The organism is Paraburkholderia caffeinitolerans, assembly GCF_902859945.1.
Taxonomy (GTDB): Bacteria; Pseudomonadota; Gammaproteobacteria; order Burkholderiales; family Burkholderiaceae; genus Paraburkholderia; species Paraburkholderia caffeinitolerans.
On sequence record NZ_CADIKL010000006.1, the window covers coordinates 1 to 24,039 of the forward strand.

General features: G+C 65.4%; 23 protein-coding genes and 1 pseudogene. 19 read left to right on the forward strand and 5 right to left on the reverse strand.

Annotated features, from left to right (window positions below; genetic code table 11):
- Together HV773_RS37495 and gltA are read left to right on the forward strand one after the other, a co-directional pair.
- Positions 1-111, forward strand: a pseudogene (locus HV773_RS37495) (succinate dehydrogenase assembly factor 2); the annotation flags it as partial.
- An 88-nt stretch (positions 112-199) separates the two neighbouring features.
- Positions 200-1,501 (forward strand): citrate synthase, encoded by a 1,302-nt coding sequence (gene gltA / locus HV773_RS07305; RefSeq protein ID WP_175194388.1) that lies wholly within the window; start codon positions 200-202, stop codon positions 1,499-1,501.
- A 121-nt stretch (positions 1,502-1,622) separates the two neighbouring features.
- On the opposite strand, the gene HV773_RS07310 is transcribed toward gltA, so the two are convergent.
- On the reverse strand, positions 1,623-2,087 hold the full coding sequence (locus HV773_RS07310) for a VOC family protein (protein ID WP_175194390.1): 465 nt from the start codon (positions 2,085-2,087) through the stop codon (positions 1,623-1,625).
- 208 nt (positions 2,088-2,295) lie between these two features.
- Here HV773_RS07310 and HV773_RS07315 point away from each other — a divergent pair, with 208 nt between their 5' ends.
- The 4 genes from HV773_RS07315 to HV773_RS07330 all read left to right on the forward strand — a co-directional run bounded on the left by HV773_RS07315 (position 2,296) and on the right by HV773_RS07330 (position 5,971).
- Positions 2,296-3,144: an alpha/beta fold hydrolase gene (locus HV773_RS07315; RefSeq protein ID WP_175194393.1), complete on the forward strand. Its 849-nt coding sequence runs from the start codon at positions 2,296-2,298 to the stop codon at positions 3,142-3,144.
- 214 nt (positions 3,145-3,358) lie between these two features.
- Positions 3,359-3,859 carry a hypothetical protein gene (locus tag HV773_RS07320; RefSeq protein WP_175194395.1) on the forward strand — a complete coding sequence of 167 codons (501 nt, stop codon included), beginning with the start codon at positions 3,359-3,361 and terminating at the stop codon, positions 3,857-3,859.
- 63 nt (positions 3,860-3,922) lie between these two features.
- On the forward strand, positions 3,923-5,311 hold the full coding sequence (locus tag HV773_RS07325; RefSeq protein WP_175194397.1) for a sensor histidine kinase: 1,389 nt from the start codon (positions 3,923-3,925) through the stop codon (positions 5,309-5,311).
- Between the two features lie 3 nt (positions 5,312-5,314).
- Complete coding sequence (locus HV773_RS07330) at positions 5,315-5,971, forward strand: response regulator transcription factor (RefSeq protein ID WP_175194399.1); 657 nt, start codon at positions 5,315-5,317, stop codon at positions 5,969-5,971.
- 196 nt (positions 5,972-6,167) lie between these two features.
- Here the strand turns inward: HV773_RS07330 and HV773_RS07335 are convergent, their stop codons facing one another.
- The 4 genes from HV773_RS07335 to HV773_RS07350 form a co-directional block, all read right to left on the reverse strand.
- The gene (locus HV773_RS07335; RefSeq protein WP_175194401.1) at positions 6,168-6,578 is read right to left on the reverse strand and encodes a tellurite resistance TerB family protein; all 411 of its coding nucleotides are present in this window, start codon (positions 6,576-6,578) and stop codon (positions 6,168-6,170) included.
- Between the two features lie 46 nt (positions 6,579-6,624).
- Positions 6,625-6,936 (reverse strand): TFIIB-type zinc ribbon-containing protein, encoded by a 312-nt coding sequence (locus tag HV773_RS07340; protein WP_175194403.1) that lies wholly within the window; start codon positions 6,934-6,936, stop codon positions 6,625-6,627.
- A 118-nt stretch (positions 6,937-7,054) separates the two neighbouring features.
- Positions 7,055-8,104, reverse strand: a complete 1,050-nt coding sequence (locus HV773_RS07345; protein WP_175194405.1) for a TerC family protein — start codon at positions 8,102-8,104, stop codon at positions 7,055-7,057.
- A gap of 273 nt (positions 8,105-8,377) precedes the next feature.
- Complete coding sequence (locus tag HV773_RS07350; RefSeq protein WP_175194407.1) at positions 8,378-9,262, reverse strand: MipA/OmpV family protein; 885 nt, start codon at positions 9,260-9,262, stop codon at positions 8,378-8,380.
- Between the two features lie 388 nt (positions 9,263-9,650).
- On the opposite strand from HV773_RS07350, the gene leuC reads away from it, so the two are divergent.
- The 13 genes from leuC to folC all read left to right on the forward strand — a co-directional run bounded on the left by leuC (position 9,651) and on the right by folC (position 24,016).
- Complete coding sequence (leuC, locus tag HV773_RS07355; protein WP_175194409.1) at positions 9,651-11,060, forward strand: 3-isopropylmalate dehydratase large subunit; 1,410 nt, start codon at positions 9,651-9,653, stop codon at positions 11,058-11,060.
- A gap of 29 nt (positions 11,061-11,089) precedes the next feature.
- The gene (locus HV773_RS07360; protein ID WP_175194412.1) at positions 11,090-11,230 is read left to right on the forward strand and encodes a hypothetical protein; all 141 of its coding nucleotides are present in this window, start codon (positions 11,090-11,092) and stop codon (positions 11,228-11,230) included.
- Between the two features lie 80 nt (positions 11,231-11,310).
- Complete coding sequence (leuD, locus tag HV773_RS07365) at positions 11,311-11,961, forward strand: 3-isopropylmalate dehydratase small subunit (protein WP_175194413.1); 651 nt, start codon at positions 11,311-11,313, stop codon at positions 11,959-11,961.
- A 35-nt stretch (positions 11,962-11,996) separates the two neighbouring features.
- The gene (gene leuB / locus HV773_RS07370) at positions 11,997-13,064 is read left to right on the forward strand and encodes a 3-isopropylmalate dehydrogenase (protein ID WP_175194415.1); all 1,068 of its coding nucleotides are present in this window, start codon (positions 11,997-11,999) and stop codon (positions 13,062-13,064) included.
- 375 nt (positions 13,065-13,439) lie between these two features.
- A complete protein-coding gene (gene asd, locus HV773_RS07375; protein WP_175194417.1) occupies positions 13,440-14,561 on the forward strand; it encodes an aspartate-semialdehyde dehydrogenase in 1,122 nt (373 codons plus the stop codon).
- A gap of 248 nt (positions 14,562-14,809) precedes the next feature.
- Positions 14,810-16,891, forward strand: a complete 2,082-nt coding sequence (locus HV773_RS07380) for a FimV/HubP family polar landmark protein (protein WP_246282226.1) — start codon at positions 14,810-14,812, stop codon at positions 16,889-16,891.
- Between the two features lie 13 nt (positions 16,892-16,904).
- Positions 16,905-17,714, forward strand: a complete 810-nt coding sequence (truA, locus tag HV773_RS07385) for a tRNA pseudouridine(38-40) synthase TruA (protein ID WP_175194421.1) — start codon at positions 16,905-16,907, stop codon at positions 17,712-17,714.
- 58 nt (positions 17,715-17,772) lie between these two features.
- The gene (locus tag HV773_RS07390) at positions 17,773-18,459 is read left to right on the forward strand and encodes a phosphoribosylanthranilate isomerase (RefSeq protein WP_175194423.1); all 687 of its coding nucleotides are present in this window, start codon (positions 17,773-17,775) and stop codon (positions 18,457-18,459) included.
- 60 nt (positions 18,460-18,519) lie between these two features.
- Positions 18,520-19,713: a tryptophan synthase subunit beta gene (gene trpB / locus HV773_RS07395; protein WP_175194426.1), complete on the forward strand. Its 1,194-nt coding sequence runs from the start codon at positions 18,520-18,522 to the stop codon at positions 19,711-19,713.
- Positions 19,714-19,734: 21 nt separating this feature from the next.
- Positions 19,735-20,652 (forward strand): DNA-methyltransferase, encoded by a 918-nt coding sequence (locus tag HV773_RS07400; protein ID WP_175194428.1) that lies wholly within the window; start codon positions 19,735-19,737, stop codon positions 20,650-20,652.
- A 60-nt stretch (positions 20,653-20,712) separates the two neighbouring features.
- Positions 20,713-21,528: a tryptophan synthase subunit alpha gene (gene trpA, locus HV773_RS07405; RefSeq protein ID WP_175194430.1), complete on the forward strand. Its 816-nt coding sequence runs from the start codon at positions 20,713-20,715 to the stop codon at positions 21,526-21,528.
- A 120-nt stretch (positions 21,529-21,648) separates the two neighbouring features.
- Complete coding sequence (gene accD / locus HV773_RS07410) at positions 21,649-22,521, forward strand: acetyl-CoA carboxylase, carboxyltransferase subunit beta (protein ID WP_175194432.1); 873 nt, start codon at positions 21,649-21,651, stop codon at positions 22,519-22,521.
- 184 nt (positions 22,522-22,705) lie between these two features.
- The gene (folC, locus tag HV773_RS07415; RefSeq protein ID WP_175194434.1) at positions 22,706-24,016 is read left to right on the forward strand and encodes a bifunctional tetrahydrofolate synthase/dihydrofolate synthase; all 1,311 of its coding nucleotides are present in this window, start codon (positions 22,706-22,708) and stop codon (positions 24,014-24,016) included.
- Positions 24,017-24,039: the final 23 nt, after the last annotated feature.

Here is a 24,039-nt window from a genome sequence, read left to right on the forward strand (position 1 = left end):
GAGCTGAGCGATAACGACCTGATGGACTTGCTGCTTGCACGCAAGGAACCAGAAGGCGACCTTGCCGACCCGGACGTGAAGCGGGTGCTGGAGCTGCTTCGCAACGTTTGAGATGCTGCGGCGTTCGCAGTTGTGCCAGCGAACGCCGCGCCGGACGACACTATCGAATCCCGTGTTTATCTTCGATTGAGGATGTGCTATGACCCCGTCTGATGTAAAAGCCACGCTATCGTTCAGCGATAATTCGCCGAGCGTCGAACTGCCGATCTACAAGGGCTCGATGGGCCCGGACGTGATCGACATCCGCAAACTGTACGGTCAGACCGGCAAGTTTACGTATGACCCGGGCTTCATGTCGACGGCGGCGTGTAACTCGGCCATCACGTACATCGACGGCGACAAGGGCGAGCTGCTCTATCGCGGCTACCCGATCGACAACCTCGCGCAGAACGCCGACTTCCTCGAGACCTGCTACTTGCTCCTGAAGGGCGAGCTGCCGAATCTCACGCAGAAGACCGAGTTCGTGAAGACCGTCACGCAGCACACGATGGTGCACGAGCAGATGCACTTCTTCTTCCGTGGCTTCCGCCGCGACGCACACCCGATGGCGATTCTGGTCGCCGCGGTGGGCGCGCTTTCGGCGTTCTACCACGACTCGCTCGACATCAATAACCCGCGTCACCGCGACATCTCGGCTATCCGCATGATCGCCAAGCTGCCGACGCTGGTTGCCATGGCGTACAAGTACTCGATCGGCCAGCCGTTCGTGTACCCGCGCAACGAGCTTTCGTACAGCGCGAACTTCATGCACATGATGTTCTCGAACCCGTGCGAAGAGTACAAGATCAACGACGTGCTCGTGCGCGCGCTCGACCGCATCCTGATCCTGCACGCCGACCACGAGCAGAACGCTTCGACCTCGACGGTGCGTCTGTCGGGTTCGTCGGGCGCGAACCCGTTCGCGTGTATCGCGGCCGGTATCGCGTGTCTGTGGGGCCCGGCGCACGGCGGCGCGAACGAAGCCGCGCTGAATATGCTCGAAGAGATCGGCACGGTTGACAACATCCCCGAGTTCATCAAGCAGGTGAAGGACAAGAATTCGGGCGTGAAGCTGATGGGCTTCGGCCACCGCGTCTACAAGAACTACGATCCGCGCGCGAAGCTCATGCGCGAAACGTGCCACGAAGTGCTCAACGAGCTCGGCCTGCACGACGATCCGCTGTTCAAGCTCGCGATGGCGCTCGAAAAGATCGCGCTGGAAGACGAATACTTCGTGTCGCGCAAGCTGTACCCGAATGTCGACTTCTACTCGGGCATCGTGCAGCGCGCACTGGGTATCCCCACGTCGATGTTCACCTGCATCTTCGCGATGGCGCGCACGGTGGGCTGGATTGCGCAGTGGAACGAAATGATCGCCGACCCCGAGCAGAAGATCGGCCGTCCGCGTCAGCTCTTCATCGGCGATACGGCGCGCGACGCGAAGCCGATCGCGCAACGCTAAGTCATTCGGTTCTTCACGCGGTGCGCGGGTTCAGGCGCGCTGTGTGAGGCGAAGCTGAGCGATACGAAAACGCCCCGACCGGGTTTGCCTGGTCGGGGCGTTTCTCTTTGCGGTTCACGCTTCAAATCCACCCGTCGATTTTCAGCCCGCTCGCCTTTTCGGCCTCTTCACGCGAGACGTCGCGCACGGTCTGGCCGAAGCTCCACACATGACCCTCCGGGTCGCACGCTATGTAGACGCGGTCGCCATAGAACTGGTCTTCGGGCTCGCGCACGACTTTCGCGCCGGCCGTGCGCGCGCGTTCGCAGTGCGCGTCGAGCCCGCTCTTCAGCTGCACGTGCACCGACTGCGTGTTCTTGCCCTCGAGCGAGGCGGGGCTCGAGGCGGGCATGCCGGGCCACTCGCCGCAGATCATCACGTAGCCGTCTTCGAAGCGCATCTCCGAATGACAGAGCTTGCCGTCCGGCGAGGTCACGACGAACTGGCGCGTAAAGCCGAATGCCTTTTCGAGCCAGTCGAGCGCGGCGAACGGATCGCGGTAGTAGATGGCGGCGCCGAAGGCCGGGCGTTCAGAGGTGCTGCTCATGATCGTCTCCTTGATTGCGCGACGAGCGCGTTGCTACTCGTTGCAATTATGAAAAAGAATCTGGCACCGGCGCAATTCCTGTGCGCGGGGCCTGCCGGTGCTTCGCCTGCGCTTCATTACCTGCGGGGTAATCGTCTGCGCTCACGCGTTCGCCGACTATTGGATCATCCGCTGAGCAGCCATCCCATGAACGAAAGGAGCGACCACCATGAATCACGATGCGCGTCTTGCGACCCAGCCCGGCTTCATCCGCGTGAACGACCATACTGCGCTGCATTATCGCGACTGGGGCACCGGCACGCCGCTTGTGTTCCTGTCGGGCTGGACGCTCAACGCCGACATGTGGCCGTACCAGAGCGTGCCACTCGTGCAAGAAGGTTTTCGCTGCGTGGCGTACGACCGTCGCGGGCACGGGCGCTCGAACGATCCGGGGCGCGGTTACGACTACGACACGCTCGCCGACGATCTGGAGGCCGTGCTCGACGCGCTCGATCTCTCGGGCGTGACGCTCGTGGGGCACTCGTTCGCAAGCGGCGAAATCGTGCGCTATTTGAGCCGCCACGGCGCGCGGCGCGTGGCGGGCATTGTGCTGCTTTCGCCGGCCTCGACGCCTTATCTGCTCAAGACCGACGACAACCCCAACGGCCTCGACGCAAGCCTGTTCGCGGCCGCGCTCGACGAGATTCTGACGTCGTTTCCCGACTGGATCGAGCGGCGCGCGCTGGAGTATTTTGCGCCCGGCACCTCGCGCGCCGCGATTCAGTGGACCGCCGACATGATGCTGCGCGCCTCGCTCCATGCGGCGGTGCAGTTGAACCGGATTCAGACGTCGACGGACTTTCGCCGCGAGCTCGCTCGCATCGACGTGCCCGCGCTCGTGCTGCACGGCGACAGCGATGCATCTGCGCCGCTCGAACTGACCGGCAGGCCCACTGCCGCGCTGCTCGCGCGCGGCTCGCTCAAGGTCTACGAGGGCGGCACGCACGGCATGTACCTGAACCAGGCTGCGCGCGTGAACGCGGATATTGCCGCATTCGCGCGGCTTTGCACGGCCTGAACGGGTGATGGAGCACGCCGGAAACAGCTTGTAATCAGGGCGCGCAATGCCTGGGCGCCGCGCCAGGAATAGCCGTGCCATACGCTTCGTTTTGCAGATAACACGTGTGCGCGAGCGCCAATGCCACGCGCTTCGTGCGAGGCGTATCGATGGGGTCTACACGGCCCCGGCGCGCACCGCGCGCCGGGGCCGGTCCATCGCGAGGGGCGGCATCATGCGCAATCTTTCCTTCACGGGCCTGCTGTGCGGCGTGCTGGCGGGCTGCACGACGCCAGTGGCGTCACAGCCGGTAGCCGACATGCGGGTAGCCGACATGCCGGTCTGCCGCGCGGTTACCGGCACGGCCGATATCGACGGCACGCCGCAGCAGGTCAGCGGCCTTGCGTGCCGCCAGCCCGATGGTAGCTGGCGGATCGTGCAGGGCGACTACGACACGCTGGTCTATCCGGATACGGTCGACTATTACGGTGCGCCCTGGTACGGCGTGTGGCCGCCGTTTTTCGTGGGGGCATCGGTTGTGTTCGTCGACCGGTTCCATCATTTCCATCACATGGATCATGTCCACGTGCATGATCCCGGCATGCGGATGACGGGCGTGCGCGGCGGTTTTCATGGGGGCTTTCACGGCGGCGGCTTTCATGGGGGCGTGAGCGGCGGGTCCACGGGCACCGTATGGAGCGGCGCGGGCGGCATGGGGGGCGGCCACCGGCGCTAGACCGGCTCGCGCCGTCGTTCGAATCCTTTATGATGGAGCGCGCCCAAATTCCCGAGCCGCTCCATGTTTTTCGCCGCGAACTCCCTGCACCGCCGCCTGAGCATCGCCATCGGCACGCTGGCGATGCTCGTTGGCCTGCTGGGTTCGCTCGGCACGTTCCTCGTGGTGCGCAGCCTTGCGAGCGAATTCAGCACGAGCCTGCGTGACGCCGCCGCGCACGTGCAAACCGGCGTGCCGCACCGTGACGGCGAGCAGGGTGGCAAGCCGGGCAGCGCTCAACCCGACGGCGTGCGCCGCCCCTCCGACGACCTCGTCGTGCAGATATGGTCCGCCGGCGACACCGCAGCACCAAGCCGCACCAGCGACCCCGACATCGCGCTGCCGCGCGCGCCGAAGGGCTACTCTTCGCTTCAATACGACGGCGAGGCCTGGGACGTCTTTGCGCTCGCCACCGGCGACGAGCAGATCCAGGTCGCGGAGTCGCGCAGCATGCGCAACCGCAACGCGCTGCGCGTGGCGTTCTGGAGCCTGCTGCCGGTGCTCGCGCTGCTGCCGCTGCTCGCCTTGACGATCGCGGTGACGGTGCGGCTTTCGCTGCGGCCGCTGGAGCGCGTCGGGCGGCGCGCGGCGAAGGTCGATCTGCACGAGCTCAAGCCGCTCGACGCGCAGAAGGCGCCTATGGAGTTGCGGCCCTTTGTCGAGTCGATCAACCGCATGATCGAACGCCTTTCGGTGCTCGTGAACGCCGAGCGCAAGTTCATCGCCGATGCAGCGCACGAGCTGCGTTCCCCTATTTCGGCGATGCAGTTGCAGATCGACAACCTGCGCGACGCGCCGGCCGATCAGTACGACGAACGCTTCGAAGAGCTGCGGCGCGGCGTGGCGCGCACGGGCTCGCTCGTGTCGCAATTGCTTGGCCTCGCGCGCGCCGAGATCGGCGGCTCGCAGCGCGCGGTCGCCGACATCGCGCTGCCGCAGCTCGTGACCGACGTGCTGGCCGACCTGCTGCCGCTCGCCGATGCGCGCGGCGTGGATCTGGGCGTCGAGCGTCTGGACGACGCGAGCGTGCGCGCCACCGAGGCCGACATGCGCATGCTGGTGCGCAATCTGGTCGACAACGCGGTTCGTTACGGGCGCGAGGGCGGGCGCGTCGACGTGACGGTGCGCCGCGAAGCGCAAACGGTCACGATCGAAGTCACCGACGATGGCCCCGGCATCGCCGTGGAAGACCTGCCGCATGTGTTCGACCGCTTCTTTCGCGCGCGCGGCAACGATGCCGAAGGCAGCGGCCTTGGGCTCGCGATCGCGCAGGCGCTGGCGCAGCGCTACGGCGCTCGCGTGACGCTGGAAAATCGCAGCGACGGGCAGACCGGCATCGTCGCTCGCATCGAACTGCCGCTGGCGCGAAATGACGCACACCCGGTAGTGCAACTCGATAGTAAGGAAAGCTGAGCAATGCGGATTCTCCTGATCGAAGACGATCTGCAGATCGGGCCGGCGCTGCTGCGGGCGTTGAAGGACGCCTCATATAGCGTCGACTGGGTGCGCACCGGCGAGAGCGGCCGCGCGGCCATCCGCGACGGCTCGTACACGACCGTCCTGCTCGACCTGGGGCTTGGCGACATGAGCGGCCTTGACGTGCTGCGCGGCCTGCGCGAGGCCAACGACGCCACGCCGGTCATCATCATCACGGCGCGCGACGACGTGGATACGCGTGTCGAGGGCCTCGATCTGGGCGCCGACGACTACCTCGTCAAGCCGTTTGAGAGCAAGGAGCTGCTCGCGCGCATTCGCGCGGTGGTGCGGCGCAAGTCGGGCTTCGCCTCGTCGACGATGGGCAGCGCGCGCGTGACGCTCGACATGAATGCACGCCGTCTCGCCTTCGACGGTCAGACCGACGATCTTTCGGCGCGCGAGTACGCGCTCATGCTCGCGCTACTGGAGCGGCCCGGCGCGATTCTGTCGCGCCAGCAGCTGGAAGAGCGGCTTTATGGCTGGGGCGAGGAGGTGGAGAGCAATGCCGTCGACGCCGTGATCTACAGCGTGAGGCGCAAGTTCGGCCACGCGGTTATTCGCAATGTGCGGGGCCTGGGCTGGGCCGTGTGCGTTTGATGTGCGACGTTTGACGCGCTCGCTTGCGCGCGAGCCGTGACGGGAAGGCCCGCCGCAAAAAGAAAAAACGGCGAGCGCGATGCTCGCCGAACGGCATGCTGAGCGGGGGAGGCGCCGTGGCGCACGCCGAAAGCGGGAGGCTAAGAAGGTGAAGCGCGGGCGGCGCTATCGCGGCGCTATCGCGGCGATTAGGCGCTCATGAAGCCAGCAACCGCTGCCACGGCTGCGCGCGCCACGCGGTCGCGAGAGCGCCGACCCACTCGGCTTCGTTCTGCGCGAGATGGCGGTCCGCGTGGACCGCGACGAGGCACAGGCTCAGCACCTCGGCGCGCAGCGCCGGATCTTCGAGTTCGCACATGACTTGCTGCATCACGCCGGAGTCGAGCTTGCAGGCATCGCTCCAGTTCAGGTGCGCGTTCGTGAGCAAATCTTCGCAAAGGTCTTGCAGGATCGTGCCGAACTCGCCGGGCGCGAGGCCGAGGCGGTCCGCAATGCGTGCACGGTGCACGGCGGCGAGTTCGTCGGCGCTGAGATGGCCATCGGCGAGCAGGGCGATGGCGACGATCCGGCCCGCGGCCTGCGGGCTGTTACTGGTGTAGGTGCGCATTGTCGGGTGTCCTTGAAGAGAAGCTGCAATATCGGGGCGCGGCCGTTCAGTCGAACAGATCGCCGAACCAGGATTTGCGGCGGCGTCCATGGCCGCCTTGACGTTCGTGCGCGCGGCGCTGCCCGTGATCGTCGGAGCGTCGGCTGCGATGTTCGCTTTGATGCGAGCCTTGCGGCGCGCTGTAGCCGTCGTCGAGGTACTGCGGCGAGACGGCGCGGGATGCCGGCGCGCGGTCGATCAGCTTGTCGAGCTTGCCGCGATCGAGCCAGACGCCGCGGCATTGCGGACAGTAGTCGAGTTCGATGCCTTGACGTTCCGAGATCGCGAGCGTGGTGTCAGGGCAGTTCGGGCATTTCATGATGCGCTCCAAAAAGATTGACAGTCGAAGCCGGCGCAGCCCGCTGCTGCGGTCCGGCGCGGCTGCGATGGAATTCATCCTCGCAGAGAAAAATGAGCGAAGAATGAGGAGCGCGCGCTCAGCTCTTGCGAACCGCTTGGCGCGCTTCCAGGCTGCCGCTCTCGTGGCCGTGCGGCCGGGTCTTGATGAGCGACACGATCACGCCGCCCGCGAGCAGCGCGGCCGTCACGCCGAGGCTCAGCGGCGCCGGAATCTTGCCGATGATGCCCACCAGAAAGATCTTCGCGCCGATGAACACCAGCACGAGCGCGAGCGCATGCTTGAGGTAGTAGAAGCGGTGCGCCATGGCCGCGAGCGCGAAGAACAGCGCGCGCAGGCCGAGCACCGCGAAGATGTTGCTCGTGTAGACGATGAACGGATCGGTGGTGATCGAGAAGATCGCCGGGATCGAATCGACGGCGAAGATCAGATCGGCGAATTCGACCATTAGCAGCGCGACCAGCAGCGGCGTCGCGAAGCGCTTGAGCTTGCCGGTGACCGGATGCGCGCGCCGCACGATGAACGCGCCGCCCTCGAGTTGGGGCGTGACGGGCAGCACGCGGCGGATCAGACGCAGGATCTTGCTGTCTTCCACGTCCGCTTTGCCGTGAGTTTCCATGCCGGCCTTCCCGGTTGCCTCTTCCTTCGAGCCGAGCAGCATCTTCACGCCAGTCACGGCGAGAAAGAGGCCGAACACGAACAGCATCCACTCGAACTGCGCGACCAGCGCCGCGCCGAGCCCGACCATGATCGCGCGCAGCACCAGCACGCCTACGATGCCCCAGAACAGCACTCGATGCTGATAAACGCGCGGCACCGCGAGCGCGCCGAAGATCGAGGCGATCACGAACACGTTGTCGAGCGAGAGCGACTTTTCGATGAGGTAGCCGGTGAGGTATTCGGTGGCCGGCGCTGCGCCGAGCTGCCACCAGATGAAGCCGCCGAACAGCACGCCCACCGCGATGTAGCCGAGCGAGAGCCACAGGCTTTCACGGATGCCGATCTCGCGGTCGTCGCGATGCAGCACGCCCAGATCGAGTACCAGCAGCACGATCACCACCGCGAGGAACGCGGCCCAGAGCCAGGCAGGCTGTCCGAGGAAGCTGGCGGTGAAAAGCGGCGGGAGCATGAGGTGGTCCTTGTCGTGATTGAGTGATTTTGTGATGCCGTAGTGCATGGGGCGCGTTTGGGCCTCGGCCCAAACGTCAGCGTAACGACGAAGAATGAGGCGTGAATGAGGGCGCGAGCGTCACGCGATCTTTGACGCAGGTCCAGCGGAGGGGCTTATGGTGCGCGTCCGGCTTATCCTCGAATCAGGCGCTGCTAAATCAGAGCCGGCATTGCCTGTGGTCTCGCGGTGGCAATCGGATCAATAAGGAAGGGTGACGGGGCGGGCCGTGGTTCAAAACTGATAGTTGATCGAAATATCGCAGACCCCATCGGTTTTGGTCTGGATGATCGGGCTGCTGGCGGCGCTGCCGAGCAGGCGCCGCAGGGCGCCATCGGCGCTCACGAACCAGTGCTTGTTCACGAAATACACCATCGTGATGCCGAAACCCGCCGACTTCAGGCCCGCGCTCGCGCCGTACTGCCGGTAGCCGGACGCGGCAGCCTGTTGCGGGGTGACACCGAACCAACTCTGCATGTAGTTCGAGTCGGCGAACGTGACCGACGGGCCCGCGAACCAGTAGAACTGCTCGTTGCTGCCCGGCAGCGGCATATAGGCGCCCAGGTCGGCGGTCCAGCCATTCGAGCCGCCGAAGCTGCGCGTGAACGCCGCGCGAAATACCAGCGGAAATTCCTTCGACACCACATATTCCGCGGCCAGCTTCATCTCGGGGGCCGGGTTGATGTTGCCGAGGCCGTTCAGGTGCTCGGGGTCGTCGTGGCCGCGCCGCCCGAGATCGTAAACGGCGGCCACGCTCATGCGCCAGTTCTGGCCTTGCAGGACATTCACGCCGAAGCCTTCGCCAGTCGAGCCGAACAGGATGTCCTTGTAGCGGATGTCGATGCTCGGCCCGGCGAGCATGTGATAGCGCTCCGAGCCGTCATAGCGCGGCTGGAAGGTCGCGCCGATGCCGAGGCGCGCTTCCAGAGGCGGCCGGTCGGGCTCGAACAGTTTTTCCAGCGGGATGCCGGCGGAGTACTGCCATTCCCCGAGCGGTGAAGGCGTTTGCGCCATGACGTGCGGCGCGAAGGCCGCGAGCAGACAGGCTGCGGCGGCGAGCGACGCATGCTTCGGGACGCAAGAGGACTTCCTTCGGGGCGTGCGGGGTGTGACAGGCATTGGGCCTCCGTGGTTGATCCAGGCGCGCGGCGTCCGTTCATTCAGTGTGATGGAACCATATTCCCGTCGTCCGTGCGGCGACGCGCGTCATGCAATCCACGTGCCCGCAACGGGGCGGCGGGGCGCACGGCCCGCAGGAAAAATGACCGGAAAAACAAGGGTTTCCCGGCGCGCTTGCACAACGGCGCAGGCGCGAATGGCGGGCGCCACTCGCCGGGTAACATCGATACAGGTATCGCCACTACCACCCAACTCACTGTTTTTTATCGCTTTTTTTCATCAGGAGCGATGCGGGTGGCGCGTTTCGCGTGGCATAATCGGCTCACAGCGCTGATTCACATCGCAACATTCCCCGCGGTCACTCGCAGTCATTCAATCCCCGCATATCATGGCAAAGACGCTCTACGACAAGTTGTGGGACTCCCATGTGGTCCACACGGAAGACGACGGCACGACGCTCCTCTACATCGACCGTCAACTGCTGCACGAAGTCACCAGTCCGCAGGCATTCGAAGGCCTGAAGCTGCATGAGCGCCCGGTGTGGCGCATCAGCGCGAACCTGGCCGTTTCGGACCATAACGTGCCCACCACGGACCGCAGCCACGGCATCGCCGACCCGGTCTCGAAGCTCCAGGTCGACACGCTCGACGCGAACTGCGACGCCTTCGGCATCACGCAGTTCAAGATGAACGACCAGCGCCAGGGCATCGTTCACATCGTCGGTCCCGAGCAGGGCGCGACGCTGCCGGGCATGACCATCGTTTGCGGCGACTCGCACACCTCCACGCACGGCGCATTCGGCGCGCTCGCGCACGGCATCGGCACCTCGGAAGTCGAGCACGTGCTCGCTACGCAAACCTTGCTCCAGAAGAAGAGCAAGAACCTGCTCGTGAAGGTCGAGGGCCAACTGCCGCGCGGCTGCACCGCGAAGGACATCGTGCTCGCCATCATCGGCAAGATCGGCACGGCGGGCGGCACGGGCTACGCCATGGAGTTCGGCGGCTCGATGATCCGCGGCCTCTCCATGGAAGGCCGCATGACCGTGTGCAACATGGCGATCGAAGCCGGCGCGCGCGCGGGCATGGTCGCCGTGGACGACACCACGGTGGAATACCTGAAGGGCCGTCCGTTCTCGCCGCAGGGCGTGGAGTGGGACCAGGCCGTCGAGTACTGGAAGACCTTCCGCAGCGACGACGACGCGCAGTTCGACCGCGTGGTCGAACTTTCCGCCGCCGACATCGTGCCGCAGGTCACCTGGGGCACGTCGCCGGAAATGGTCACCTCGATCGACGGCCGCGTGCCCGACCCCGAGCGCGAAAAGGACCCGGTCAAGCGCGACGCGATGGAACGCGCGCTGCAGTACATGGCGCTCGAGCCGAACATGCCGATCGAATCGATCAAGCCGGACAAGATCTTCATCGGCTCGTGCACCAATGCGCGCATCGAAGACCTGCGCTCGGCCGCTTACGTGGTGAAGAAGCTCGGCCGCCGCGTGGCGTCGAACATTCGTCTCGCGATGGTCGTGCCGGGCTCGGGCCTCGTGAAGGCGCAGGCCGAGCGCGAAGGCCTCGACAAGGTGTTCACGGAAGCCGGCTTCGAATGGCGCGAGCCTGGCTGCTCGATGTGCCTCGCGATGAACGCCGACCGGCTGGAGCCGGGCGAGCGTTGCGCGTCCACCTCGAACCGCAACTTCGAAGGCCGCCAGGGCGCGGGCGGACGCACGCACCTCGTGAGCCCGGCCATGGCCGCCGCAGCGGCAATCGAAGGGCATTTCGTCGACATTCGCAAGCTGGCTTGAGCACTGAACCAGGAACAAGGAAAAGAGCAATGAAGACACCTGCACTCGCGCGTCGTGTGGCGCTATTCGCCATGGCGGGGTGGCTCCTCGCGCTGGCCGGCTGCAACACCGTGGCCGGCGTGGGCGAAGACATCAGCGGCGCGTCGCACGCAGTGCAGCGCAAGCTCTAATCCATCTGGCTTGCTGCCGGCGCTTTCGGTTTCGTCCTGAAAGCGCCTGGCGAGATCAGCATCCATCAGGATCACGGATCATGGAAAAATTCATCGTACACACCGGCGTTGTGGCGCCGCTCGATCGCGAGAACGTGGACACCGACGCGATCATCCCGAAGCAGTTCCTCAAGTCGATCAAGCGCACCGGCTTCGGCCCGAACGCTTTCGACGAATGGCGTTACCTCGACCACGGCGAGCCGGGCCAGGACAACTCGAAGCGCCCGCTCAACCCGGACTTCGTGCTGAACCAGCCGCGCTACCAGGGCGCATCCATTCTGCTCACGCGCAAGAACTTCGGCTGCGGCAGCTCGCGCGAGCACGCTCCGTGGGCGCTCGACCAGTACGGCTTCCGCGCGATCATCGCGCCGAGCTTCGCCGACATTTTCTATAACAACTGCTTCAAGAACGGCCTGCTGCCGATCGTGCTCTCCGAGTCGGACGTCGATCATCTGTTCAACGAAACGAATGCGTTCAACGGCTTTCAGCTCACCGTCGATCTGGACAAGCAGGTCGTGCGCACGGTGGACGGCGCGAAGGAATATCCGTTCGAAGTGGCCGCGTTCCGCCGCTACTGCCTGCTGAACGGCTTCGACGACATCGCTCTTACGCTGCGCCACGCCGACAAGATCCGCCAGTTCGAAGCCGAGCGCCTCGTGCGCCAGCCGTGGCTGAAGAACCGCGTCATCTGATCAACGCAGAACGACCTACAACGAGGAATCACAGGATGAAGATTGCAGTGTTGCCGGGCGACGGCATTGGTCCCGAGATCGTCAAGGAAGCCGTCAAGGTGCTCAACGCACTGGGCGAGAAGTTCGAGCTCGAAGAAGCGCCCGTTGGCGGCGCGGGCTACGAGGCGAGCGGCCATCCGCTGCCCGAAGCCACGCTCGCGCTGGCGAAGGCCGCCGACGCGATCCTGTTTGGCGCCGTGGGCGACTGGAAGTACGACAAGCTCGAGCGCGCGCTGCGTCCGGAGCAGGCCATTCTGGGCCTGCGCAAGCATCTGGAACTGTTCGCGAACTTCCGTCCGGCGATCTGCTATCCGCAGTTGACGGGCGCTTCGTCGCTCAAGCCGGAAATCGTTTCGGGCCTCGACATCCTGATCGTGCGCGAACTGAACGGCGACATCTACTTTGGCTCGCCGCGCGGTACGCGCGAGGCGCCCGACGGCAACTTCAAGGGCGCGCGCGAAGGCTTCGACACGATGCGTTATTCGGAGCCCGAAGTGCGCCGCATCGCGCACGTGGCCTTCCAGGCCGCGCAAAAGCGCCAGAAGCGGCTGACCTCGGTGGACAAGGCCAACGTGCTTGAAACGTCGCAGCTCTGGAAGGACGTCATGATCGAAGTCTCGAAGGAGTACCCGGACGTCGAGCTCTCGCACATGTACGTCGACAACGCGGCGATGCAGCTCGTGAAGGCGCCCAAGGCGTTCGACGTGGTGGTCACCGGCAACATGTTCGGCGACATCCTTTCGGACGAAGCGGCGATGCTCACGGGCTCGATCGGCATGCTGCCCTCGGCCTCGCTCGACAAGAACAACAAGGGCCTGTACGAGCCCTCGCACGGCTCGGCACCGGATATCGCGGGCAAGGGCATTGCCAATCCGCTTGCAACCATTCTGTCGGCCGCGATGATGCTGCGCTATTCGCTGGGCCGCGCCGAACAGGCGGACCGCATCGAGAGCGCGGTGAAGAAGGTGCTCGAGCAGGGCTATCGCACCGCCGACATCGTCACGCCGGACTGCAAGCAAGTCGGCACGGCGGCGATGGGCGACGCGGTGGTCGCGGCGCTGTAAAGCCATCGCGAAAAGGCATGCCTCGGTTGATTCAGGCGTGCCCTTTTTTCGTTGCGCGGATTGAAGGTGCGGGTATAAAACGGCGGCGCCGATAAGGCGCGTCGAATATAGTGGAAAACGCGGGTAGCCCCGCGCGAAATTGCGGTTTTCGTGTATATTGCTTCGATGGCGACGATCCCCCAGATCACTTTTGTTTCGAAAATCCACGGCACGCCCCGTGTGATTTCGCTCGCCATCGACACGCAAAACACCACGAAAACGATTATTACCAAAACGATCACCATTCGTTGATCGCTCGTCGTGCCCGCTCAATCTTCCCCGCGCGGCCACGCCGGGCGAGCGAAGCGGGGAAGTTGTCCATTTCAAGGGTTAATCATGAACGTAGGTCTCGTAGGTTGGCGCGGCATGGTCGGCAGCGTGCTGATGCAGCGCATGCAGGAAGAACGCGATTTCGACCTGATCGAACCGGTGTTTTTCAGCACCAGCAACGCAGGTGGCGCAGCGCCGTCGTTCGCCAAAAACGAGACGAAGCTCAAGGACGCGAACAGCGTCGATGAGCTCAAGAAGTGCGACATCATCATTACCTGCCAGGGCGGCGACTACACCAACGAGGTGTACCCGAAGCTGCGCGCGGCGGGCTGGAAGGGCTACTGGATCGACGCGGCCTCGTCGCTGCGCATGAAGGACGACGCGGTCATCGTGCTCGACCCGGTTAACCTCGACGTCATCAAGGACGCGCTCGTCAAGGGCCAGAAGGACTTCATCGGCGGCAACTGCACGGTCAGCCTGATGCTGATGGCGCTGGGCGGCCTGTTCCGCGAAAACCTCGTCGACTGGATGACGGCCATGACCTACCAGGCCGCTTCGGGCGCGGGTGCGCAGAACATGCGCGAGCTGCTCTCGCAGATGGGCGCGCTCAACGCCGCCGTTGCTAGCGATCTCGCGAACCCGTCGTCGGCGATTCTCGACATCGACCGCAAGGTGCTCGCCACCATGAACAGCGACGCCATGCCCACGGCCAACTTCGGCGTGCCGCTCGCGGGCTCGCTGATCCCTTGGATCGACAAGGACCTCGGCAACGGCATGTCGAAGGAAGAGTGGAAGGGCGGCGCCGAAACCAACAAGATCCTCGGCAAGCCGGCCATGGGCGAGCCGGGCTCGATCCCGGTCGACGGTCTGTGCGTGCGCATCGGCGCGATGCGCTGCCACTCGCAGGCGCTCACCATCAAGCTCAAGAAGGACGTGCCGCTCGACGAGATCGATGGCATCCTCGCTTCGGCCAACGATTGGGTCAAGGTCGTGCCGAACCAGCGCGAAGCTTCGATGCGCGATCTGTCGCCGGCAGTCGTCACGGGCACGCTCTCGGTGCCGGTCGGCCGTCTGCGCAAGCTCGCGATGGGCGGCGAGTATCTGTCCGCCTTCACGGTCGGCGACCAGCTCCTGTGGGGCGCCGCCGAGCCGCTGCGCCGGATGCTGCGCATTCTGCTCGACAAGTGAATGAATTAAACTACGCGCCTAATGACGCGTAGACAGGGTGATAAAAGCGCCGCGCCAGTCGCGGCGCTTTTTTATTTCCGGGCGGTTTCCGTGCGCCGGGCTTCCATGCGCCGGGCACAACTGGCCGGTTCACCCACTCCAAACCCCGTTTCATCGACTGCCGCGCGAGCGGTGTGCCAGGGCATCTGATGATCGTTCGACTTGAAGCCGTTCCCCATTCAGCCGATTCAGTTAATCCAGCCATGAAAATGCGGCGGACCGCCGTTGCGGTGTCCGCGGCGCTGCTGGTCGCCATGGCCGGTGCTTCCGGTATGGCTCATGCGCAAAGCGGCGCAGTGGCTGCCGTTGCCGCATCGGCTGCTTCGGGTGCGTCCGCCGCTGCTGCAGCGTTGCCCGTGGTCGGCCAGTACACCATCCGCCCAGGGCAGTCGCTGCACGATGTGGCTGTGGACGTCACGCAGTCACACGACAAAACGGTGATCGCGCGCGCGAGCCAGGCGCTGTTCGACGCGAACCCCGCGGCGTTCATGAAGCGCGACCCGAGCCGCCTCAAGGTGGGCGCCGTGCTGAATGTGCCGGGGACGCCCGATATGGCGAGCGCCGCAGCCGGGGCTTCGGCGCTTGCGGCTGCCGTTGCTGCGAGTGCGCCCGGCGCTTCGGCTGCGGTTGTTGCTGGTGCGAGTTCGGTGGCCGAGGCGGGGGCTTCGGCTAAGGCTGCTGCCGCTACAGGCGCAAGCGCGGGCGCGAATGCCGGTGCGCCGGCAACGAGTGGCGCGAGCAGCGCGGCTGGCGCATCGGCTCCGGAGGCCAGCGCGAGCGCTGCAAGTGCGCAACCGGTGTCCGCTGCTTCCGCCGAAGCTGGCACAGGCGCAGCGCCCGCGCCAGCCAGCGACCCCCATTCGTGGAGCGGGCCAGTCCAGGCGGCGCCGCCCTCCGCAGCGGCGTCGGAGGTGTCCGCTATGCCGGGTTCGGCGGCGTCGACACCTACGGTGTCGAGCCTGCAGCAACTGCTTGCTCTCAAGAATCGTGTGCTGATGGCCTTGCAGCAGCACGGCATCGGCAAGCCCGCGCAGGTGGCCGGCGTACCGGCCGGTGCGCAGGTTAATGCCGCTGCCGATGGCGCGGCGCCAGGCGCGAGCGGCGCGCAGCCCGGGATCTCGCCGGTCACGCTTGGCGGCGTGGCCGCGCTCATGCTGGCATTCGTCGCGCTGGTCGTGCGCGTGCTTATGCGCAAACGCGGCAAGTCTGCACCGGAGGCCAACGAAAGCGCGGTTGAGCCGCCCGCCGCTACGCGCCCGGCCGAGCGTAACGATGCGCCGGCACAGCCCGCAGAGCCTGTTGTCCCGCTGGCAACCGGCGCGGTTGCCGCTGCCGCCGCTGCCGTGGAGGCGAAAGCCGAGGCGCCGGCTGAACAGTCGCCCCGCGACGCAGCACCCGACCACGCCGTGGAAGCCGAACCCGGCAATGAGGCACCGCCGTTCGAAGAGCTGGCGGGGTTGCCCTCGCTGGGCGAAACGGTAGAGCCGGCGCGCCAGCCCGAAGCGCTGCATCACGCCGAAGCCGACATCGACGAGACGAGCGCCGCTGCGCACGAGGCAAGCCAAATCGAGCCGCTTCCGATCGAACCGACGGTGCCGGTCGCGCATTCCGAGCAGTATTCCGAGCCGCATCCCGAATCGCATCCCGAATCCCCGGCGCCCGCCGTTGAGGCCCAAGCCCCGGCAGCGCCAGCCGAACCTGTCGCGCCGCCCCTGCCCGAACCCGCGGTGCCGGGCGAGTACGCAATCCCCGCTGTCCCACCAGAACAAAAAGCAGAAGTAGCAATGCCACACGTGGAAGTCCCGCAAGAGTTTCCGAAGTCCGCTCTCGACGCCCTGGGCGGCCTCGATATGCCGCTGCCGCCGCGCGTCGAAACGCCCGAGCCCATGCCCGGCGTCCCGCTCTCGACGGAGCCGGTCGCCACCCCCGAGACGACCGCGCGCCAGGCGCTGCCGTTCGCCCAGCCGCCCGTGCCGCCGGCCGGCGAGGCTATCGAGGCGGGCATTACGGGCGCGGGCTCGATCGCGGGGCTGGGCGCGCCGCGCTTCGGTGCGCTCACACTCGATTTCGACCTGAATCTGCCGGCCGACTCTGCCGAGCCGCTGCCGGTCTTCACGCCAGAGCAACTCTCGCGCATCGCACGCAACAAGCTCGACCTCGCGCACGAATACATCGCGCTCGGCGATCTGTCAGGTGCACGCGCGCTGATCAACGAAGTGATCGAGTCGAACGACCACGCCACGCGCGCCGACGCGCAGGCGCTGCTGTCGACGCTCTCGCCGCTCTCCTGACGCTGTCCGCCATATGCGTATCGCGCTAGGAATCCAGTACGACGGGGCCGCCTACTGCGGCTGGCAATCGCAACCGCACGGCAAGACGGTGCAGGACGCGCTCGAGCGCGCGCTGCGCGAGTTCGCAACCGTGCCGCTGCCGACCGTGGTCGCGGGCCGCACCGATACGGGCGTGCACGGCCTCGGCCAGGTCGTGCACTTCGACACCGATCTCGACCGCACGCCGTTCTCGTGGGTGCGCGGCACCAACGCGTTCCTGCCGTCGACAGTGGCCGTGCAATGGGCGCAGCCGATGCCCGAGGCGTTCCACGCGCGCTTTTCGGCGTTCGAGCGCACGTATTACTACGCGCTCTACGTGAATCCGGTGCGCTCGCCCATGCTGGCGGGGCGGGCCGGCTGGATCCACACGCCGCTCGACGTGGATGCGATGCGCGAAGCGGCCGCCTGCCTGATCGGCGAACACGATTTCTCGGCGTTCCGCTCGTCGGAGTGCCAGTCGAAGACGCCCGTGAAGCACCTGCATCAGATCGATATCCGGCCGCTGGGCGATTTCATCCACTTTCGTTTTCGCGCGAACGCGTTCCTGCACCACATGGTGCGCAACCTGATGGGCTGCCTCGTGGCGGTGGGGCGCGGCCGTTATCCGGCCGCGTGGATGGCCGAGGTGCTGGCCGGGCTCGATCGCGCGAAGGCCGCGCCGACCTTCATGCCCGATGGCCTGTATCTCGCGCAAGTAGGCTATCCTGAGGCGTTCGCCGTACCCGCCGCGCATACGGCCAGCGTGCCGTGGAGCACGGTTTGGGCCGACTCCGCCAAGACGTGAAGCAGCAAGTGACGCACCAACGCGTGAAACACCCAAACCCGCCATCGAGCCTCGAGTCATGACGTCAGCAGAACAACCCGCCATCGCCGCCACGCATCGCACGCGCATCAAGCTGTGCGGGCTTTCGACGCCCGAGGCGGTCGCGCACGCCATCGACCTGGGCGCCGACGCCATCGGGCTCGTGTTCTATCCGCCGAGCGCGCGCTCGGTGAGCGTGGCCCAGGCGGTCGAGCTCACTCACGACATTCCGCCGTTCGTCTCGGTGGTGGGGCTGTTCGTGAACGCCACGCCGCAATGGGTCGGCGAGGTCGCGAGCAACGTCTCGCTCACGCTGCTGCAGTTCCACGGCGACGAAACGCCCGACCAATGCGAGTCGCTGGCCTCGGTTGCCGGTTTGCCCTGGTTGCGCGCATTGAGGGTGGCGGCCGATACTCGCGAGGCCGATTTGATAGAATCGGCAAATCGTTATTCATCAGCCAGCGGCCTGCTGTTCGACACCCATGTCGAAGGTTACGGCGGCGGCGGGAAGGTCTTCGATTGGTCACTTATCCCCGCAGGGCTCGCGCGTCGGGCCGTTTTAAGTGGTGGCTTGAACGCGCAAAACGTCAGTGATGCGATTCGCCAGGTGCGTCCGTTCGCCGTCGATGTCTCCAGTGGCATCGAGGTTCCGGGCGCGAAGGGCGTGAAGGATCACGCCCGCATGGCGGCGTTCGTGCGCGCAGTGCGCGAAGCGGACGCGGGATAATTTCTTTGGCCAGCCAGCACCTGCGCAACGCAGGGCGCGCCTGGCCTCAGCGAGTGACTTATGTACAATTTGCCCGATGAACGTGGCCATTTCGGCCCCTATGGCGGCGTGTTCGCTGCCGAAACCCTGATGCAGGCGATCGACGAACTGCGCGACGCCTACGCAAAATTCAAGGACGATCCCGACTTCGTCGCCGAATATGAGCGCGAGTTGAAGCATTTTGTCGGCCGTCCGTCGCCGATTTATCACGCGCAGCGCTGGAGCGAGATGCTCGGCGGCGCGCAGATTTATCTCAAGCGCGAAGACCTGAACCACACCGGCGCGCACAAGGTGAACAACGTGATCGGCCAGGCGCTGCTCGCCAAGCGCATGGGTAAGCCGCGCGTGATCGCGGAAACCGGCGCGGGCCAGCACGGCGTGGCCACGGCCACCATCGCGGCGCGCTTCGGCATGGAGTGCGTGGTCTACATGGGCGCGGAAGACGTGCGCCGCCAGGCCGCCAACGTCTATCGCATGAAGCTGCTGGGCGCGACCGTGGTGCCGGTGGAATCGGGCTCGCGCACGCTCAAGGACGCGCTCAACGAAGCCATGCGCGACTGGGTCACCAACGTCGAAAACACCTTCTACATCATCGGCACGGTCGCGGGCCCGCACCCGTACCCGATGATGGTGCGCGACTTCCAGCGCGTGATCGGCGACGAATGCCGTGTGCAGATGCCTGAAATGACGGGTCGCCAACCGGACGCCGTGATTGCGTGCGTGGGCGGCGGATCGAACGCGATGGGCATCTTTTACCCGTATATCGAGGATAGTTCGGTGCAGTTGATCGGCGTCGAGCCGGCCGGCGACGGCATGGAGACGGGCCGCCACGCGGCTTCGCTCGCGGCCGGCACGCCGGGCGTGCTGCACGGCAACCGCACCTATCTGCTGCAGGACGAGAACGGCCAGATTATCGAGACGCATTCGGTGTCGGCGGGCCTCGACTATCCGGGCGTCGGTCCCGAGCACGCGTGGCTCAAGGACAGCGGCCGCGCGCAGTACGTGACCATCGACGACGAAGAAGCGCTCAAGGCGTTCCACGACTGCTGCCGCATCGAGGGCATCATTCCCGCGCTCGAATCGAGCCACGCGCTCGCGTACGCGGCGAAGCTCGCGCCGACGCTGCCCAAGGACAAGGTTCTGCTGGTGAACCTGTCGGGTCGCGGCGACAAGGACATGCACACGGTCGCCGAGCGATCGGGCATCCAGTTCTGAGCGCCCGGAGCGACACAAGCGATGCGTGACGAGTTCGACGAGCCGCAAATGCCGGCGCCTGCGGGCGAGGCCGGCGCCGAAACGGCTGCCTCCGTGACAGCCGCCGAAGCGCCAACCACCGCGTCCACAGTGCCCGACAGCATCCGGCTCCTGAACCGCGATTTTCTGACCGATGCAGCGAACCTGCCCGACGCCTCGATCGATCTGATCGTCGCCGACCCGCCCTATGGGCTCGGCAAGGACTACGGCAACGACTCCGACATGCGCTCGGGCGAGGATTTTCTCGCCTGGACCTATGGGTGGCTCGATCTGGCGATTCCGAAGCTCAAAGCCAGCGGTTCGCTCTATGTGTTTTGCACCTGGCAGTACGCACCCGAGATCTTCGTTTATCTGAAGTCGAAAATGACGATGATTAACGAGATCGTCTGGGATCGTCGCGTACCCAGCATGGGCGGCACGACCCGCCGCTTTACCTCGGTGCACGACAACATCGGTTTCTTCGCGGTTTCGAAGGATTATTACTTCGATCTCGATCCCGTCCGCATCCCGTACGATGCCGTCACGAAGAAGGCGCGTTCGCGCAAGTTATTCGAAGGGAGCAAGTGGCTGGAGCTCGGCTACAACCCCAAGGACGTCTGGTCCGTTTCGCGGCTGCACCGTCAGCACGCCGAGCGCGTGGATCATCCCACCCAGAAGCCCCTTGAGATCGTCGAGCGCATGGTGCTCGCGAGCTGCCCGCCGGGCGGCCGCGTGCTGGACCCGTTCATGGGCAGCGGCACCACGGCAGTCGCCTGCGCGCGTCACCAGCGCGAATTCGTCGGCTATGAAATTAACGAAAGTTACTGCGCGATTGCGCACGAACGCGTGAGCATGGCTGCAATTGCCGCTCCCGCGCGTGCGTCCGCCGCGGTGTCCACGGCTGTTGCGGCCGGCGCATGACGCGCCGCCGCCGCCGATGGCTCGCGCCGCGCGGTAACGACCGAATCTGAGGACCCTGCTATGTCCCGCATCAAAACCACGTTCTCGGCGCTTGCCGCCGCCAACAAGAAAGGCCTGATCCCGTTCATGACCGCCGGCGACCCCGATCCGGCGCGCACGGTCGAATTCATGCATGCGCTCGCCGCCGGCGGCGCGGACGTGATCGAACTCGGCGTGCCGTTTTCGGACCCGATGGCCGACGGCCCGGTGATCCAGCAGTCGTCGGAGCGCGCGCTCGCGAAGGGCGTGACGCTCAAAAGCGTGCTCGCCGACGTCAAGCGCTTCCGCGAAACCAACCAGCAGACGCCCGTCGTGCTGATGGGCTATGCGAACCCGATCGAACGCATGGGCGCCGACGCGTTCGCCGCCGCCGCGCAGGAAGCCGGCGTGGATGGCGTGCTGGTGGTCGACTATCCGCCCGAGGAATCGGTGGAGTTCGCCGCGAAGATGAAGGCCGCCGGCATCGACCCGATCTTCCTGCTCGCGCCCACCTCCACCGACGAGCGCATTGCCGAAGTAGGGCGCGCCGCGAGCGGCTATGTCTATTACGTCTCGCTCAAGGGCGTGACGGGCGCGGGGCACCTCGACGTCGCGAGCATCGCGAGCAAGATTCCGGCGATCAAGGCAGGCGTGCCGCTGCCGGTCGGCGTGGGCTTCGGCATTCGCGACGCGCAAACCGCCGCTGCCGTGGCGCAAGTCTCCGATGCCGTGGTGATCGGCAGCCGCATTGTGCAACTGCTCGAGAAGGCGCCGGCCGACACCGCCGCCGCGGCGCTCACGCAATTCGTGGCCGAGATTCGGGCCGCGCTTGACGCGGTTGCGGACAACGCAAAATAAGACTGCTGTAAAATCGCTTTTTCGCCATGCGCGGTCGGGGTCGGAACCCGGTCTATCCAGACCCGGTCGATGTCACGCCACCGTCCGCGCCCGCGCATCACGATCAAGGAAAGAACATCAATGAGCTGGCTCGACAAACTGCTGCCGCCGAAGATCAAGCAAACCGATCCGAAAAGCCGCAAGAGCATGCCGGAAGGTCTGTGGATCAAGTGCCCGTCGTGCGAGGCGGTCCTGTACCGCAACGACGTGGAAGCGAATCTGCACGTCTGCCCGAAGTGCGATCACCACATGCGCATCAACGCGCGCGAGCGTCTCGACGGTCTGCTCGATCCGGAAGGCCGCTATGAAATCGGCCAGGAAATCGTGCCGGTCGACGCGCTGAAGTTCAAGGACAGCCGCAAGTACCCCGACCGCCTCAAGGAGGCGATGGACGACACCGGTGAAACCGACGCCATGGTCGTCATGGGCGGCGCGATTCACACACTGCCGTGCGTGGTCGCCTGCTTCGAGTTCGCGTTCATGGCCGGCTCGATGGGCTCGGTGGCGGGCGAGCGCTTCGTGCGCGGCGCTCAAAACGCGCTCGAGCAGCAAGTGCCGTTCATCTGCTTCGCGACCTCGGGCGGCGCGCGCATGCAGGAAAGCTTGCTGTCGCTCATGCAGATGGCCAAGACCACGGCCATGCTCACGAAGCTCTCGGACGCCAAGCTGCCGTTCATCTCGGTGCTGACCGACCCCACCATGGGCGGCGTGTCGGCGAGCTTCGCGTTCCTCGGCGACGTCGTGATCGCGGAACCGAAGGCGCTGATCGGCTTCGCCGGCCCGCGCGTGATCGAGCAGACGGTGCGCGAGAAGCTGCCCGAAGGCTTCCAGCGCGCGGAATTCCTGATGCAGAAGGGCGCGATCGACATGATCATTGACCGCCGCAAGATGCGCGAGGAACTCGCCCAGTTGATGGCGCTGCTGCAGCGCCAGCCCGCCGACGCAGTGGCCTGAGCGCATAGATTGCATGCACGCGGAACTTGCGGGTTCCGCGCCTTGTCAGACGCGCCGCAAGCGAAAGCAAGCGGCGCGTTGTCATTTCCGCGATAATGCCGTTTTTTTGCAGCGGCTCATGCGCGCCAGATCGACCATCGATGTTCGGCCGCCCGCTGCGCATGGAACTTCCTGAATCGTCCCGATGAGTACTTTTCCCACCCTCGACGCGTGGCTCACGCATCTCGAAACTGCGCATCCGGTCGGCATCGACATGGGCCTCGAGCGCATCCGCAAGGTCAAGGACGCGCTGAACCTGAAGTTCGATTGCCCGATGTTCACGGTCGGCGGCACGAACGGGAAGGGCTCCACCTGCGCGATTCTCGAAACCATCCTGCTCAAGGCCGGCTATCACGTCGGTTGCCACACGTCGCCGCATCTGCTGTCGTTCAACGAGCGCGCGCGCATCGACGGCGCTGAGGCCAGCGACGCCGACCTGCTGTCGCACTTCGAGGCCGTGGAGGCCGCGCGCAACACGTTCGCCACACCGGTCTCGCTTACGTACTTTGAGTTCACGACGCTCGCGATCATGCATCTGTTCGCCTCGCGCGGGCTCGACGCCGTGATCTTCGAAGTGGGCCTCGGCGGGCGTCTCGATGCCGTGAACGTGCTCGACACCGACTGCGCGATCGTCACGAGCATCGACCTCGACCACACCGAATACCTCGGCGACACGCGCGAGAAGATCGGCTTCGAAAAGGCCGGCATCTTCCGCGCCGGCGCGCCCGCGATCTGCGCGGACCCGTTTCCGCCGCAATCGCTCATTGACCATGCACACGCGATCGGCGCCGATCTGTGGCTCTTCGGCCGCGATTTCCGCTATGAAGGCCAGGCAGGCAGCGAGCGTCAGCAATGGAACTACGCGGGCCGTTCGCTGCGCCGTTCGGCGCTTGCCTATCCGGCGCTGCGCGGTGCGAATCAGCTGATCAATACCTCGGCCGCGCTTGCCGCGCTCGAAGCGCTGCGCGACCGGCTGCCGGTGTCGGCGCAGGACATCCGCCTCGGGCTCGCCAATGTGGAGCTGCCGGGCCGCTTCCAGGTGCTGCCGGGCAAGCCGTCGATCATCCTCGACGTGGGGCACAATCCGCACGCCGCGGCAGTCCTTGGGCAAAATTTATCGGGAATGGGGTATTTTCCGTACACCTACGCGGTGTTCGGCGCGATGCGCGACAAGGACATCGCGGGCGTGGTCGCGCACCTGAAGGGCGAGATCGACCACTGGTGCGTGACCGATTTGCCGTTGCCGCGCGCGGCTTCGGCGCAACAGCTTGAAGCGGTGCTGCGCGAGGCCGGTGTGGAAGACGGCCCCGACAGCAGCATCACGCGCCACGAAACGCCCGCCGCGGCGTTTCAAGATGCGCTAAAACGGGCGACCGAAAATGATAGAATTCTCGTTTTCGGAAGTTTTTTGACGGTTGCCGGCGTCATGGCCTGGCGAAAGTCGCAGCAGCACTGATCGCGCGGTCTATCACAGACGTT

Bases quoted from the DNA above. Each gene is read 5' to 3' on its own strand.
- HV773_RS07390 (WP_175194423.1), top strand. From the start codon at position 17,773: ATGACGTCAGCAGAACAACCCGCCATCGCCGCCACGCATCGCACGCGC.
- HV773_RS07350 (WP_175194407.1), bottom strand. From the start codon at position 9,262: ATGCCTGTCACACCCCGCACGCCCCGAAGGAAGTCCTCTTGCGTCCCG.
- HV773_RS07320 (WP_175194395.1), top strand. From the start codon at position 3,359: ATGCGCAATCTTTCCTTCACGGGCCTGCTGTGCGGCGTGCTGGCGGGC.
- HV773_RS07310 (WP_175194390.1), bottom strand. From the start codon at position 2,087: ATGAGCAGCACCTCTGAACGCCCGGCCTTCGGCGCCGCCATCTACTAC.
- HV773_RS07360 (WP_175194412.1), top strand. From the start codon at position 11,090: ATGAAGACACCTGCACTCGCGCGTCGTGTGGCGCTATTCGCCATGGCG.
- trpA (WP_175194430.1), top strand. From the start codon at position 20,713: ATGTCCCGCATCAAAACCACGTTCTCGGCGCTTGCCGCCGCCAACAAG.
- folC (WP_175194434.1), top strand. From the start codon at position 22,706: ATGAGTACTTTTCCCACCCTCGACGCGTGGCTCACGCATCTCGAAACT.
- HV773_RS07345 (WP_175194405.1), bottom strand. From the start codon at position 8,104: ATGCTCCCGCCGCTTTTCACCGCCAGCTTCCTCGGACAGCCTGCCTGG.
- leuB (WP_175194415.1), top strand. From the start codon at position 11,997: ATGAAGATTGCAGTGTTGCCGGGCGACGGCATTGGTCCCGAGATCGTC.
- leuC (WP_175194409.1), top strand. From the start codon at position 9,651: ATGGCAAAGACGCTCTACGACAAGTTGTGGGACTCCCATGTGGTCCAC.
- trpB (WP_175194426.1), top strand. From the start codon at position 18,520: ATGTACAATTTGCCCGATGAACGTGGCCATTTCGGCCCCTATGGCGGC.
- HV773_RS07335 (WP_175194401.1), bottom strand. From the start codon at position 6,578: ATGCGCACCTACACCAGTAACAGCCCGCAGGCCGCGGGCCGGATCGTC.
- gltA (WP_175194388.1), top strand. From the start codon at position 200: ATGACCCCGTCTGATGTAAAAGCCACGCTATCGTTCAGCGATAATTCG.
- leuD (WP_175194413.1), top strand. From the start codon at position 11,311: ATGGAAAAATTCATCGTACACACCGGCGTTGTGGCGCCGCTCGATCGC.
- accD (WP_175194432.1), top strand. From the start codon at position 21,649: ATGAGCTGGCTCGACAAACTGCTGCCGCCGAAGATCAAGCAAACCGAT.
- HV773_RS07330 (WP_175194399.1), top strand. From the start codon at position 5,315: ATGCGGATTCTCCTGATCGAAGACGATCTGCAGATCGGGCCGGCGCTG.
- HV773_RS07315 (WP_175194393.1), top strand. From the start codon at position 2,296: ATGAATCACGATGCGCGTCTTGCGACCCAGCCCGGCTTCATCCGCGTG.
- HV773_RS07380 (WP_246282226.1), top strand. From the start codon at position 14,810: ATGCGGCGGACCGCCGTTGCGGTGTCCGCGGCGCTGCTGGTCGCCATG.
- asd (WP_175194417.1), top strand. From the start codon at position 13,440: ATGAACGTAGGTCTCGTAGGTTGGCGCGGCATGGTCGGCAGCGTGCTG.
- HV773_RS07325 (WP_175194397.1), top strand. From the start codon at position 3,923: ATGTTTTTCGCCGCGAACTCCCTGCACCGCCGCCTGAGCATCGCCATC.
- truA (WP_175194421.1), top strand. From the start codon at position 16,905: ATGCGTATCGCGCTAGGAATCCAGTACGACGGGGCCGCCTACTGCGGC.
- HV773_RS07340 (WP_175194403.1), bottom strand. From the start codon at position 6,936: ATGAAATGCCCGAACTGCCCTGACACCACGCTCGCGATCTCGGAACGT.
- HV773_RS07400 (WP_175194428.1), top strand. From the start codon at position 19,735: ATGCGTGACGAGTTCGACGAGCCGCAAATGCCGGCGCCTGCGGGCGAG.